This is a genomic window from Luteimonas sp. MC1828, assembly GCF_016461615.1.
Taxonomy (GTDB): Bacteria; Pseudomonadota; Gammaproteobacteria; order Xanthomonadales; family Xanthomonadaceae; genus Luteimonas.
Genome location: NZ_JAEMNY010000001.1, coordinates 2,021,006 through 2,035,017, shown reverse-complemented (window position 1 = coordinate 2,035,017; position 14,012 = coordinate 2,021,006). Strand labels below are relative to the sequence as shown.

At 71.3% G+C, this 14,012-nt stretch carries 10 protein-coding genes; 6 read left to right on the top strand and 4 right to left on the bottom strand.

Going from position 1 to position 14,012, the window contains the following annotated elements; translation table 11 throughout:
- The first annotated feature begins 75 nt into the window (after positions 1–75).
- A complete protein-coding gene (locus JHB91_RS09370) occupies positions 76–696 on the top strand; it encodes a DUF938 domain-containing protein (RefSeq protein WP_199472519.1) in 621 nt (206 codons plus the stop codon).
- Between the two features lie 53 nt (positions 697–749).
- Here JHB91_RS09370 and JHB91_RS09365 read toward each other — a convergent pair whose 3' ends face one another.
- Both JHB91_RS09365 and JHB91_RS09360 read right to left on the bottom strand, forming a co-directional pair.
- Entirely contained in the window at positions 750–1,292 is a 543-nt protein-coding gene (locus JHB91_RS09365; protein ID WP_199472518.1) for a hypothetical protein, read from the bottom strand.
- On the bottom strand, positions 1,289–5,017 hold the full coding sequence (locus JHB91_RS09360) for an indolepyruvate ferredoxin oxidoreductase family protein (protein WP_199472517.1): 3,729 nt from the start codon (positions 5,015–5,017) through the stop codon (positions 1,289–1,291). The genes JHB91_RS09365 and JHB91_RS09360 overlap by 4 nt, the downstream gene beginning before the upstream one ends.
- A gap of 178 nt (positions 5,018–5,195) precedes the next feature.
- Between JHB91_RS09360 and JHB91_RS09355 the strand changes: the two genes are divergently transcribed.
- The 4 genes from JHB91_RS09355 (at position 5,196) to JHB91_RS09340 (ending at position 10,646) form a co-directional block, all read left to right on the top strand.
- Positions 5,196–7,028, top strand: a complete 1,833-nt coding sequence (locus JHB91_RS09355; protein WP_199472516.1) for a GGDEF and EAL domain-containing protein — start codon at positions 5,196–5,198, stop codon at positions 7,026–7,028.
- A gap of 77 nt (positions 7,029–7,105) precedes the next feature.
- Positions 7,106–7,747 (top strand): tetratricopeptide repeat protein, encoded by a 642-nt coding sequence (locus tag JHB91_RS09350; RefSeq protein WP_199374540.1) that lies wholly within the window; start codon positions 7,106–7,108, stop codon positions 7,745–7,747.
- Positions 7,748–7,804: 57 nt separating this feature from the next.
- Positions 7,805–9,529, top strand: a complete 1,725-nt coding sequence (gene ggt, locus JHB91_RS09345) for a gamma-glutamyltransferase (protein ID WP_199472515.1) — start codon at positions 7,805–7,807, stop codon at positions 9,527–9,529.
- A gap of 91 nt (positions 9,530–9,620) precedes the next feature.
- On the top strand, positions 9,621–10,646 hold the full coding sequence (locus tag JHB91_RS09340; protein WP_199472514.1) for a hypothetical protein: 1,026 nt from the start codon (positions 9,621–9,623) through the stop codon (positions 10,644–10,646).
- Between the two features lie 9 nt (positions 10,647–10,655).
- Here the strand turns inward: JHB91_RS09340 and JHB91_RS09335 are convergent, their stop codons facing one another.
- Both JHB91_RS09335 and JHB91_RS09330 read right to left on the bottom strand, forming a co-directional pair.
- The gene (locus JHB91_RS09335; RefSeq protein WP_199472513.1) at positions 10,656–11,444 is read right to left on the bottom strand and encodes an ankyrin repeat domain-containing protein; all 789 of its coding nucleotides are present in this window, start codon (positions 11,442–11,444) and stop codon (positions 10,656–10,658) included.
- Between the two features lie 43 nt (positions 11,445–11,487).
- Positions 11,488–13,143, bottom strand: a complete 1,656-nt coding sequence (locus JHB91_RS09330) for an Mbeg1-like protein (protein ID WP_199472512.1) — start codon at positions 13,141–13,143, stop codon at positions 11,488–11,490.
- A 209-nt stretch (positions 13,144–13,352) separates the two neighbouring features.
- Here JHB91_RS09330 and JHB91_RS09325 point away from each other — a divergent pair, with 209 nt between their 5' ends.
- Positions 13,353–13,988 carry a ParA family protein gene (locus tag JHB91_RS09325; protein ID WP_199374549.1) on the top strand — a complete coding sequence of 212 codons (636 nt, stop codon included), beginning with the start codon at positions 13,353–13,355 and terminating at the stop codon, positions 13,986–13,988.
- Positions 13,989–14,012 lie beyond the last annotated feature (24 nt).

The following is a 14,012-nucleotide window of genomic DNA, read 5'->3' as shown; positions in this document are numbered from 1 at the left end:
GCGCCGCGATGCCGAGCGCCGGCCGCCGTTGTGGCGCGAGGTTTGTATGCTGGCAGCGCCCGGATGGACACCGCCATGCACCACGACGCCGCCAAACCCCACGCACCCTCCTGCGACCGCAACCGCGAGCCCATTCTCGCGGTCCTGCGCGAACACTTCGCCGGCAGCCGCCGCGTGCTCGAAATCGGCAGCGGCACCGGCCAACACGCCGTGCACTTCGCGGCCGCGATGCGGTGGCTCACTTGGCAAACCTCCGATGTCGCGGAGAACCTGCCCGGCATCCGCGCGTGGCTGGACGAGGCGCGCCTGCCCAACACGCCGCCGCCGCTCGCGCTCGACGTGCTGCAGTCGCCGTGGCCCGCGATCGACGCCGATGCGGTGTTCACCGCCAACTCGCTGCACATCATGGGCGTCGATGCGGTGGAGGCGTTTTTCCGCGGCGTCGCGCGGGTGCTCGCGGGCGCGCCCGGCGGCACGCTCGTGGCCTACGGCCCGTTCAACTACGCCGGCGCGTACACCAGCGACAGCAACCGCGACTTCGACGTGTGGCTCAAGGCCCGCGACCCGCGCTCGGGCATCCGCGATTTCGAGGTAGTCGACGCATTGGCCACCGCGGCCGGCCTGCGGCTTGCCGCTGACGTGGCGATGCCGGCCAACAACCGCTGTCTGGTGTGGCGCCGGCCCGCATCCGCGTGACGGCAGCCAGATCGGCAACCGGAAGCGCGGCGCACTGCGTTACCGGGGCGTGTTCATTCCAGGGGCGGCTCCGCACAGGCCGCCTTGCCAGTGCATAGGAACGCTTCGGCGGCCTGGCGCCGATCGGCCGGCAGTGCAGGCAGGCGTCGGACCAGTGCCGCACGGATTCCGTCCAGGCGGGTCTCGAGCAGGGTGGGGTCGCCGGAGTGCAGCCACCCCCAGCCCAGGCCGGCCAGGTCATCGCCGCGGACCAACAGCTCCGCAGCCGCGGCATCGGCTTCATCGTTGTGGCCGAGGCGGTAGAGCAACCCGAGCCCATGGACGCGCACATCGCTGTTTGCGTGTCCGACTGCGCGGCGTGCGATCAACAGGGTCTGGTCGTCCGCAAGCAGCGCGAGGTGGCCGTCCGCTTCTTCCTCGAGCCAGCGTGTGCCGTCCGCGGCCTCGACGCGGGAGAAAAAAGCATCGACCGCCGGGGTCGCGGTGGCACGGTTCGAGCAGGCGCTTCCGCACAGCGTCAACGCCATGGCCAATGTCAGCGCCATGGCGTTGACGCCGGGACGCATTGTTCGCGACCCCGGCTTCGTCACGTTCAAGCCGCCTGCACGATCCGCAGCGGATTGGCCCATTCGCGCAGCAGCTCCGCCTCGCGTGCCTTGGCCTTTTCAAGGTGTGCGTGCTTGACGTGGCCGTAGCCGCGGATGTGCTCGGGGATCGAGGCGATCTCGGCGGCCAGCGCGATGTTGCCGCTGTCCAGGCCGTCGAGCAGCCCGCCGACGGTGCGCACGTAGTCGTCGATCAGCGCGCGTTCCATGCGCCGCTCGTCGGTGTAGCCGAACACATCGAGCGCGGTGCCGCGCAGGCCGCGCAGCTTCGCCAGCACGCCGAACGCGGTCAGCATCCACGGGCCGAAGGCCTGCTTCTGCAGCTCGCCGTTTTCATTGCGCTTGGCCAACAGCGGCGGCGCGAGGTGGAACTGGAGTTTGTAGTCGCCCTCGAACTGCTGCTCCAGGCGGCGCTTGAACTCGCCGCTGGTGTACAGGCGCGCCACTTCGTACTCGTCCTTGTAGGCCATGAGCTTGAAGAAGTAGCGGGCCACGGCCTCGCCGAGGTCGGTGGCGCCGGGCGCGCGCACCTGTTCGGCGGCGCGGACCTTCGCCACGAAATCGGTGTAGCGGCGGGCGTACTTCGCGTTCTGGTAGCTGGTGAGGAACGCGCCGCGGCGCGCGACCAGCTCGTCGAGCGAGCGCGAGAGGCGGGCGTCGTCGAGCGGCAGGTAGGCGACCTGGTCGGCGCCGGACGGCAGGTGGCGCAGGTCGTCTTCCTGGCGCGCCGGCTTGGGCGCGCTGGTGGCGCCCCATTCGTTGCCTTCCCAGTCGCCGGGCGGCAGCGCGTCGAGCACGTGCGGGGTGGCTTCGGCGGTGGTGCGCGCGTTGCGCACGACGCCGGCGGCGTCGTACACCGCGTCCGGGTTCACCGCGGCCAGGCGGCCCCACGCGAACGCGGTGCGGTTCATTTCGACCGCGGCACCGTTCAACTCCACCGCGCGCATCAGCGACTCGAACGACAGCGGCACCAGGCCGCGCTGCCAGGCGTAGCCGAGCATGAACAGGTTGCTGGCGATGGCGTCGCCCATCAGCGCGTTGGCGAGCTGGGTGGCGTCGACCATGTGCAGCGCGGCGTCGGCGGCGGCGCCTTCGTCGGCGTCGCCGCCGAGTGCCTGGCGCACGGCGCTGGCGATGTCGGCGGCCGGGAACTGCATGTCCGGACGGGTGGTGAAGCTGCCCGGCATCGCCTCATGGCTGTTGAGCACGACCTGCGAACGGCCGGCGCGGATCTTCGACAGCGCCCAGTAGTCGTTGACCACCACCATGTCGCAGCCCAGCACCAGGTCGGCCTCGCCGGCGGCGATGCGCGAGGCGTGGATGTTGTCCGGCGCCTGCGCGATGCGGATGTGGGTGGTCACCGCGCCGCCCTTCTGGGCGAGCCCGGTCTGGTCGAGCACGGTGGAGCCGCGGCCTTCCAGGTGCCCGGCCATGCCGATCAGCGCGCCGATGGTCACCACGCCCGTGCCGCCGACGCCGGTGATCAGGATGTTCCAGGGCTGCGCGAGGTCGCTGGCGAACACCGGCGCCGGCAGGTTGGCCAGCAGCTCGGCGGCGTCGACCTTGCGGCCCTTGCGCGGCTTGCCGCCGAGCACGGTGACGAAGCTCGGGCAGAAGCCTTCGACGCAGCTGTAGTCCTTGTTGCAGTTGGACTGGTCGATCTCGCGCTTGCGGCCGAATTCGGTTTCCTTGGGCAGCACCGAGACGCAGAACGACTTCTTGCCGCAGTCGCCGCAGCCCTCGCACACCAGGGTGTTCACGAACACGCGCTTCTGCGGGTCCACCAGCTTGCCGCGCTTGCGGCGCCGGCGCTTTTCGGTGGCGCAGGTCTGGTCGAAGATCAGCACGCTGGTGCCCTTCACTTCGCGCAGGCGCTTCTGCACGGCGTCCAGCTCGCGGCGGTCGTGGAAGGTGACGCCGGCCGGGAAGATCGAGGGGTCGCTCCACTTCTCGATCTCGTCGGACAGCAGCGCGATCACCTCCACGCCTTCGCTCTTCACCTGGTGCGCGATCTGCGGCACCGACAGCGTGCCGTCCACCGGCTGGCCGCCGGTCATGGCCACGGCGTCGTTGTAGAGGATCTTGTAGGTGATGTTGACGCCCGTGGCGATCGACTGGCGGATGGCCAGCGTGCCGGAGTGGAAGTAGGTGCCGTCGCCGAGGTTCTGGAACACGTGCGGCGTTTCGGTGAACGGCGCCTGCCCCGACCAGGTGACGCCTTCGCCGCCCATGTGGGTGAAGGTGTCGGTGCTGCGGTCCATCCACGTAACCATGTAGTGGCAGCCGATGCCGGCCATCGCGCGCGAACCTTCCGGCACCACGGTGGAACTGTTGTGCGGGCAGCCGGAGCAGTAGTGCGGCACGCGCGGGAACTGCGCGCGCGGCAGCGCCAGCGCGCCTTCCTTCTCTTCCATCCAGCGCAGCACGTCGCGCATGTGTTCGGAATCATGGAAGCGCTGGATGCGGCGCGCGATCACCGCGGCGATCGTCGCCGGCGTGAGCTCGCCGGTGCTCGGCAGGATCCACTCGCCGGCCTCGTCGTACTTGCCGACGATGCTCGGCCGGCGGCCGCCGTCCAGGCCGAAGTCGAAGTTGTAGAACAGCTCCTTCATCTGGCTTTCGATGAAGGCGTGCTTCTCCTCCACCACCAGGATGTCCTCCAGGCCGCGCGCGAACGCGCGGATGCCCACCGGCTCCAGCGGCCAGGTCATGCCGACCTTGTAGACGCGGATGCCGAGCTCCGCGCAGGCGCGCGCATCCAGGCCCAGGTATTCCAGCGCCTGCAGCACGTCGAGGTAGCTCTTGCCGGTGGTCACGATGCCCAGCCGCGCGGCGGACGAATCGATCACCACGCGGTCGATGCCGTTGGCGCGCGCGAACGCCTGCGCCGCCTTCACCGCGTAGCGGTGCAGGCGCATCTCCTGGTCCATCGGCGGATCCGGCCAGCGGATGTTGAGCCCGCCCGGCGGCAGCTCGAAATCATCGGGAACGATGATCTGGCGCGCGAACGGATCCACCTCCACCGACGCCGAGGATTCCACCGTCTCGGCGATCGTCTTGAAGCCGATCCAGCGCCCGGTGTAGCGGCTCATCGCCCAGCCCACCAGGCCCATGTCGAGGATGTCCTGCACGCCGGCCGGGTTGAGGATCGGCATCAGCGCGCTGCTGAACTCGCCCTCCGAGCCGTGCGGCAGGGTGGACGAGCGGCAGGCGTGGTCGTCGGCGGCCAGCGCCAGCACGCCGCCGTGCTTCGAGGTGCCGGCGGCGTTGGCGTGCTTGAACACATCGCCGGAGCGGTCCACGCCCGGGCCCTTGCCGTACCACATGCCGAACACGCCCTCGACCTTGGCGCCCGGGAACAGGTTGGTCTGCTGCGTGCCCCAGACCATGGTGGCGCCGAGATCCTCGTTGAGGCCCGGCTGGAAGCGCACCTGCGCGGATTCCAGGTGCTTGCGCGCGCGCCACAGCTCCAGGTCGAAGCCGCCCAGCGGGCTGCCGCGGTAGCCGGAAATGAAGCCGGCGGTGTCCAGCCCGGCGGCCTGGTCGCGCAGGCGCTGCATCATCGGCAGGCGCACCAGGGCCTGGACCCCGGACAGATAAATACGCCCACTGGTGCGGGTGTACTTGTCCTCGAGGCCGTAGTCGTGGTCGGTCACGCCGTGGGTCAGGCCCAGGTTGGCGGACGCGGGCGAGGAAAGTTCGGCGGTGCTGGTCATGGCGGGCCCTGGGGGCTGGCGGCGGCGCGGCCGCAGGCGGGGAACGCGTCGGGACGCGCGGGTTGGAGCGGCGCGGATTCTATCAGTGGGGCCAAATCGTGATGCAGCGTTAACAGTTGCGGGCGGACAGTGCTCCTCCGGTGCCGTGGTCCGGCACAGCGGAGCCCCGGGGGCAGGCATGGCCAGTGGCCAGGCAGTCGACTACCGGCAGGACAGCGGCGCATGGGCGCGCCGGTTCAACCACGCCCTGGTCTCGCTCGCGCGCCAGGTCTGGACCGAGCAGTGCAGCCTCGACAATGCGCTCGCGCAGATCTGCGAGGCCGCCGCCGCCACCCTTGATGTCGCCCGCGTCAACGTCTGGCGCCTGCATGCCCGCCAGGGCGTGCTGCGCTGCGTGCACGCCTACGACCGCGTCACCGGGGTGCACAACCCGCCGGGTTATGACGAAGCCTTCGACGCCGACTCCGAGTACGGCGCGCAGCTCGACAAGGCGCGGGTGATCGATGCAGCCGACGTGCTGCGCGACGCGACGCTGTCGGCCTCCAACGCCGTGCTCGGCGAGTACCTCACGCGCCACGGCGTCGTCTCCCTGCTCGACGCGCCCATCCGCAGCGAGGGCGAACTGCTTGGCGTCGTCTGCCACGAGCACGTCGGAAAACCGCGCACCTGGAGCACCGAGGACGAGGCGTTCGCGGCCAGCATCGGCGACTTCGTGGCGATGGCCTACGAGATCCAGCGCCGCCGCGACGCCGAGCGCCGCCTGCGCTACCTGGAGCTGCACGACGCGCAGACCAACCTCCCCAACCGCGACCACCTGCTCGAGGTCGCGCACAGCGCACTGCGCCCGGCGCACGGCGAGGAGGCCAGCGTGGCCGCGATCCACGTGCAGGTGGAGCACGATGGCGCCAGCCGGCAGGACGCGCTGGTGGCGGCGGCGATGGCGCTGCGCGGCGGCCTCGGCAATGACGCCACGCTGGCGCGGGTGCGCGATGACGGCTTCGCGCTTGTGCCGCGCCGGCCGCTGCGCGAGTCCGAGGCGCTCGACTTGGCCGGCCGCTGCGTGTCGCTGGTCGAAGAGGCGGCCGGTGCCGGCGGCACCCGCGCGGCGGCCGGCATCGCGTTCTCGCGCGACCTGGCGTCGCCCTCGGCGGACATCCTGTTGCGCAACGCCGAACTCGCCAGCCAGCGCGCGCGCGCGCTCGGCATGCTCAACCGTTGCGAAGTGTTCGACGCCGGCCGCCACGGCGAGCTGGTGGTGCGCATGCGCCTGGAACGCGCGCTGCGCGATGCCTATGAGCAGGGCCACCTGGACCTGCACTACCAGCCGGTGGTGGACCTGGCGGACGGCCGCATCCGCGGCGCCGAAGCGCTGCTGCGCTGGCGCGACGAGCGCGGTGGCTGGCGCCCCTGCAGCGAGTTCATCGACGTCGCCGAACGCTCGGGCCTGATCGTCCGGCTCGGGCGCTGGGTGCTGCTGGAAGCCTGCATGGCCGCGGCGGCGTGGCCGGGGGCCGACCTGCAGGTGGCGGTGAATGTCTCGGCCCGGCAGTTCGAGCAGCCCGGGCTGGTGACCAGCGTGGCGCAGGCGCTGCAGGTGTCGGGGCTGGCGGCGGTGCGGCTGACGCTGGAGCTGACCGAAACCGTATTGCTTCACGACGCCGACATCGCCAGCGAGACCCTGGCCCGGCTGCGGGCGCTGGGGGTGCGGATCGCGCTCGACGACTTCGGCACGGGCTATTCCTCCCTGGCGCGGCTGAAGCGCCTTCCGATCGACTGCCTGAAGATCGATCGCAGCTTCGTGGCCGGCCTGCCGGACGACCGCCGCGACCAGGCGATCGTGTGCGCGATCGTCGGCATCGCCCGCGAAATCGGCCTGGACGTTGTGGCCGAGGGCGTGGAGAACGAGGCGCAGGTCACCGCGCTGCTGGGCTGCGGGTTGACGCGTGGCCAGGGCTACCATTTCGGGGCTGCGATGCCGGACCTGATCCTGCGCGGGCATCTCGCCGGCTGAGACGTCGCTGGTCGGCCCCCGGGGCAGCCGTTACCATGCGCGCGGGGACACGGGGACCCCGTCAGAGGTTGCTGGCCATGAAATGCACCATCGGACGCCTGTCGGTCGCCATGCTGCTCGCGCTGCTGCCGATCGCGGTTTCGGCGCAGACGCTGCCCAAGCCCAAGGAATTCTATTTCGAGGACGATGCGCAGGTGACGCGACCGCTGGTGCTGCATGCCGGCAACGACGACGCCACCGTGCAGAAGCTGCTCGATGTCCGCAGCCGCAGCCGTGGCCGTCGCGAGGCCGATCTCGCCACCGCGCAGCTCGCCCACCTGTCGTATGCCGCCGGCAACACCGAAACCGGCGCCGCGCTCTATGCCCAGGCATTGGCGGCTGCCGGCCCCAGCCGCACCCGGCCCGCCGTGCACTGGAACCATGGCTGGGACCTGTACCGCGCCGGTGACCCCGCCGCGGCGCTGGAGCAGTGGCGCATGGCCGGCATGGAGCGCATGAAGGGACCGTCGTGGCTGCCGCCGACCGTGGCGCTGGCGCTGTGGTCGCTGGATCGGCGCGAAGAGGCGGTGCGCTGGTATGCCGCCGCGGTGCGCACCGAGCCGGGGCTCTGGCAGTCGCCGGACCTGGCGCGGCTGCTGCCGGACTGGCGCGACGAAGACCGCGCGCTGCTGGCCGAAGTGGCCGCGGCATGGCGCGCGGCGCCGCCCGCCTGGCCGTGACCGGAGACCGTTCCCGCCGCGCGACGTAGAGTGGCGGTTTCGCTCCCGGTGCGCCGCATGCTTCGTCCATTGTTCGTCTCGCTTGTCGCTGTCGGCCTGGTGCTGCCGGCCACCGCCGCCGACCGCGTCACCGGCCAGGCCTTCGCCACGCGCAGCGAGGTGTACGCGCCGCACGCGATGGCCGCCACCTCGCACCCGCTGGCCACGCAGGTCGCCCTCGACGTGATGAAGGCCGGCGGCTCCGCGGTGGACGCGGCGATCGCCGCCAACGCCGCGCTGGGGCTCATGGAGCCGACCGGCAACGGCATCGGCGGCGACCTGTTCGCCATCGTCTGGGATCCGACGACGCGCAAGCTGCACGGCTACAACGGCTCCGGACGCTCGCCGAAGGCGCTCACCTTCGCCGAGTTCGAGCGCCGCGGCCTGAAGGACATCCCCCCGCACGGACCGCTGCCGGTGACGGTGCCCGGCACGGTCGACGGCTGGTTCGCGCTGCATGGCCGCTTCGGCCGGCGCACGATGGCCGAGAACCTCGCGCCCGCGATCCGCTACGCACGCGAAGGCCACCCGGTGCACGAGGTGATCGCCTACTACTGGGACCGCTCGGTGCCGCGGCTCTCGAAGTGGCCGGGCTTCAGCGAACAGTTCACCGTCGCGGGCGGGCCGGGCGAAGGCCGCCGCGCGCCGCGCACCGGCGAGACCTGGAAGAACCCCAACCTGGCCGACACGCTGCAGCAGATCGCCGACGGTGGCCGCGACGCGTTCTACAAGGGCGACATCGCGCGCACCATCGGTGCGTACTTCGCGGCCAACGACGGCTTCCTGGCGTACGAGGACCTCGTCGCGCACGTGGGCGAGTGGGTCGAGCCGGCATCCACCAACTACCGCGGCTACGACCTCTGGGAGCTGCCGCCCAACGGGCAGGGCATCGCCGCGCTGCAGATCCTCAACCTGCTGGAGCCGTACGACCTGAAGTCATACGGATTTGGCAGCCCCGAGCACGTGCACCTGTTCGTGGAAGCCAAGAAGCTCGCCTTCGCCGATCGCGCGCGCTGGTACGCCGATCCCGCGTTCCATCCGGCGCCGGTGGAGAAACTGATCTCCAAGGACTACGCCCGCGAGCGCGGCAAGCTGATCTCGATGGAGCGCGCGCTGCGCGAGGTGCAGCCGGCCACGCCGGCCGAGCTCGACGAGGGCGACACGATCTACATGACCGTCGCCGATGCCGACGGCATGATGGTGTCGCTGATCCAGTCGAACTACCGCGGCATGGGCAGCGGCATGGCGCCGCCGGGGCTGGGCTTCATCCTGCAGGACCGCGGCGAGCAGTTCGTGCTGGGTGACGCCACGCATCCCAATGCCTACGCGCCGGGCAAGCGCCCGTTCAACACCATCATTCCCGCGTTCGTGACGAAGGATGGCAAGCCGTGGCTGTCGTTCGGCGTGATGGGCGGCGCGATGCAGCCGCAGGGGCATGCGCAGATCCTGATCAACCTGATCGACTTCGGCATGAACCTGCAGGAGGCCGGTGACGCGCCACGCATCCAGCACGACGGCAGCACCGAGCCGACCGGGCAGGCGACGGTGATGAGCGACGGCGGCGAAGTGGATCTCGAGACCGGCTTTCCGTATGCGACCGTGCGCGAACTGATGCGCAAGGGCCACAGCGTGCGCTTCGCAGACGGCCCCTACGGCGGCTACCAGGCGATCATGGTCAATCCGCACGGTGGCTGGGTCGGCGCCAGCGAATCGCGCAAGGACGGGCAGGCCGCCGGCTACTGAACGCGGGTTGCGTCGCATCGCCGGCACTCGCGCGGGCACTGCGCGGGCGCCGGTATGCTGCGGACCATCGATCCCGCTGATGGAGCCGCGCATGCGCATCCGACTTCTGTTGCCCGTCCTGCTGTCCACGGCGCTTGCCGTCCCTGCCTTCGCGCAGTCACCGGCGCCACGGGAGCCGAGCGAACAGGAGATGCAGCGTGCGCAGCAGGGCGCGGAGGCGTGGCAGGCCTACCTGCGGCGCGTGGCGAAGGCGGTGGGGCGCTCCGACGGCGCGCGCGACCTCGCGCTGGCGGCGCTGCTGGAAGCACAGGCGCGCCCGCACGACGCGGCCGACGAAAGCGGCCTGGATCCGGAGCGCTGGCACGCGGAAGCCGCCGCCAAGGGCGCGGGTGACCTGATCACCCAGCAGCTGCTGTTGGCCGCGGCGATGGTCGGCGACGACCAGGCGCTCGGCAACGCCGCTGCGCGCCGCTGGCAGGCGCTGTCACCAGGCAACCTGGCGCCGCTGATGCACCTGGGCCTGGACATGGACGCGCTGCTGGATGCCGCGACGCGCGCCAGCCGCAACGCGCCCGAGCCGTATCCGTTGCAGCGCTGGGCGGCCGGCGTGATGCGCCGTCATGCGCCGACCGCTGCCGAGTGGGCGGCGTTCGGCGAAGGCGCGAAGCCCTCGGCCGACGTCAATGCGGCGGTGTGGTCGTCTTCGCTCTCCGTGCTGCTGCCGGATTACCAGCCGGTGCTGCGCGCCTGCGCCGGCCGTGCGCCGGGCGCGGCCGCCCGCGCCGACGCCTGCCGGCACATCGCCGGCCTGCTGCTGGCGGGTCCGCAGACGGTGCTCGACGAACGCATCGGCCTGTCGCTTGCGCGCGCGCTGGCGGCCAGCCCGGCCGAAATCGCCACGCTCGATGCGCGCCGCCGCGGCGTGGACTGGCGCCTGGAACAGATGGCGGAGCTTGCGAAGCAGGACGACGGCCCCGGTGGCGCGGCCGCGTTCGCGCGCCTGCTCGCCGACACGTCGGTGACGAGCGAAGACACCATGGCGCGGCGCATGCTGGCCGAAGCCGGCGTTCCCGCCGAACCGCCGGCCAGCTGGCAGGCGCCCTGGCAGCGACGCTGACGCGCGCGGTCAGCCGCGCGGCTTGACCGCGACGCCCTTGGCGCCCAGCAAGGCGTCGATCTTCTCCAGGTCGCGGCGGGTGGCGACGTCGAGCAACATCGGGTCGCCGCTGTACAGATAGTCCTGGAACGTCGCGCCGGTGCGGTCGGTGGCGCGCGGATCCGCGCCGCCCTCGAGGAAGCGCAGCACCGCGCCGGAATCCTTCACCAGTGCCGCCTGGTGCAGCGGCGTGGTGCCGTTGCGGTCGGCCACGTCCAGCCGCGCGCCGGCGCCCAGCAGCACGCGGATGTTGTCCTCGCTGCCGGCGCGCAGGGCGTCGAACAGCGGCGTGGCGCCGGTGACGGTGTTGGGCGTATCCGGCGACATGCCGTGCTCCAGCAGCGCTTCCAGCCAGCCCGGGGTCTTGCCCATCGCCGCCAGGTGCAGCGCGGTGCGCCCGTCCTGGTCGCCGCGTGCGGGGTCGGCGCCGAGCGCGAGCAGCAGGCGCACCGCGCTGCGGTCGCCGCGCTTCATCGCCCACTGCAGCAGCGGCTGGCCCTTGTCGTCGACCGCGTCGGGGTTGGCGCCGGCGGCGAGCAACTGGCGCGCGAGCGCTTCGTCGTCGCGCAGCACGGCGTCGGCGAACTGCGCATTGCCGGGGTTGGCGAAGGACTTGCCTGGGTTCACGTCTGTCCCTTGCCGGGCACAGCCGGCGGTGGAGGCGAGCATCAGCGACATGGCCAGCAGCACGCGCATGCCGCGTCGCGCCTTCCATGGGGAAGGCAGCTGCGGTGCGTGCGTGCGGGGCGTGTCGGACATGCGGACCACGGTACTACGGCGGGGTCGCACCCTGTCTACCGGATCAGAACCACTTCAGCGGGTTGAGCTTGTCGCTCACCCACTGCGCGCCGTCGGTGACAGCCTGGCCGACGTCGCCGGCCACGTCGGCGATGACCTCGACGCCATCGCCGAGCACATCGGTCACGGTGTCGACCACGTCACCGAACGTGTCGGCGACATCGCTCACCACTTTGCCGGTGCCTTCCACGAAGCCGGCCACGGCGTCGAGCGGCGCGTCGAGGCCGGTGGCGTCACCGATATCGCGCAGCAGGCCGCCGCCGGCATTGGCGAGGTTCTGCACGGTGTCGCCAGCCAGGCCCAGCGCGCCGTCGGCAAGGTCGCCGACGCTGTCGACGGCGAAGTCGAGCACGTCACCAACGACTTCAAGACTGCCTTCGACCAGCTTGCCCTCGGCGAACGCGCCGTTGCCGGTGCTCACGAAGCCATCGACCATCTCGCTGCCGTTGCTCCACAGGTCGCCGACCACGTTCTCGCCCTGGCGGATGACGCTGCCGAGCTGGTTGAGGCTGTACTCGCCGATGCGCTCCACGCCGTCGCGGAGGATGTTGCCGCCCACGCCGATGGTGGTGTCGAGGACGTCGCCGCCGGCATCGAGCAGTTTGTCGGCGGCCCAGCCGATCGCCGGGTCGCCGGTCGCGGTGAAGAACCGGTTGGCGAGGTCGCCGAGGCCGTCGAGGCCCTGGTTGACGAGGCTGCCGGCCTGTTCGGACAGGCTCGGGCGTGTGGCCGGGTCGTAGGCGGTGTTCTGCTGCAGGGCGTCGACGTAGGAGGCGCCATCGCCGCCACCGCCGTGCAGCCCGACCAGATCGACCACCCCGGCCGGCGGGTCGACGCGCAGCTCGTGGCCGACCGCGTTGGGCGGCGACATGCCGAGGATCGGGATGATGGGCAGGTCCTGCTGCGCGCCGTTCAGCGGATCGCCGTTGACGATGTAGCGGCGCAGCTGGCCGCTGTCGGCGGCATCCTGGCGCACCGCGTTGGGGTTGAAGCCCAGCGATTCGAGGGTCTGGTCGCTGAGTCCGGCCGCGTTGAAGGTCACGCCGGTGGTGCCGGTGGCGAGGGCCGCGGCGCTCGCCAGGCCGCCGCCGAGCGAGTGCCCGGTGAACACCACGTTGCCCTCGCCCAAGGCGCGCAGCGCAGCCTCGCCCAGGGCCACGGCGTCCTTGTACTGGCCGGTCTCGAAGCCGAGGCCCTGCAGGCCGTTGTCGTCGGCGTCGCCGGAGGGCGACAGGCCCCAGTCGTCGGTGCCGCGGTAGGCGACCACGTACTCGCCCTGCGCGTTCTGGTAGATCGCGGCGTCGAAGCCCTCGGAGGTGCTGAGCAACGCCGGGTCGATCGGGATCTCGTTGCCTTGCGCGTCGACCAGCGAGGTGCCGTCGGCGCTCGGCTCGAGCCGCGTCCAGCCCGCCTCGGCGAGCGCTGCTTCTGTCTTCGGGTTGTCGGCCGCGTAGACGTCGTTGGCCATCATCGCCAGCTGCAGGTCGGTCTCCGGCTGCGGCGTGGTGCCGCGGACATCCGCGGCGAAACTGCCGTCACCCCTGGGGTAGCTGTCGGCCACTTTCTGCAGCTGCGGCGGTGCCAGCAGGCCGGCGGCGAGGCGGTCGTCGAAGCGCAACGGCTGGAGGTAGGACTGCTGGCTGGCGACGTCGAGGCTCATGGCCGACTCCCTGGATCGATGCCACGAGACTAGCCACCGGGCGTACAGGCGCCAGCTGGGAGTGACCCTAGAGCGTCGCTCCGCGAGCCGCCCGCGGCCCGGCGCCCGCGTGCGGTACCGGCTTCGCGTCCGATGATTGCGCGTGCGCCAAGCCGGGCCCGCCGGTGTACCCTCGACGTCCGACTTGGCGGAACGTGACCGGGGTACGGATGAAGACGGTGCTGGTGGCGAGTTCCAAGGGCGGCGTGGGCAAGACCACGATCGCCTCCCATCTCGCCGCGCACGCGGCGCTGTCCGGCCAGCGGACCGTGATCATCGATGCCGACCCGCAGCGCTCGTCCACGCGCTGGGCGGAGCGCCGCGTTGGCCTGGACAGCGCCGTGCTGCCGGTCGCCGGCGCCAGCCGCCAGCGCGCGGCCTGGAACTCGCTGCCCGCCGACACCCAGCGCGTGGTGATCGACGCGCCCGCCGGTGCCATGGCCGGCGACCTCGAGAACTGGCTGGAGCATGTCGACTCCGTGGTGGTGCCGGTGCTGCCGTCGGCGCTCGACCTGGACGCCACGGTGCCGTTCCTGGATTCGCTTGCCAGGCACCCGCGCGTCCGCCGCGGGCAGCTGCGCGTCGGTCTGGTGGCCAACAAGCTGAAGCCCTGGACCAACGCCTCGCAGGCGATGCTCGACCTGCTCGGGCAGTGGCCGTACCCGGTGGTCGCCAGCCTGCGCGACAGCCAGGCCTACGTGATGCTGGTCGGCCTGGGCAAGAGCCTGTTCGACTACCACTCCGCCCAGGTGCGCGATCACCAGGAGGATTGGGATCCGTTGCTGAAATGGGTGCGCAAGGCCTGAACCGGGCACCGCGCCAGTGAACCA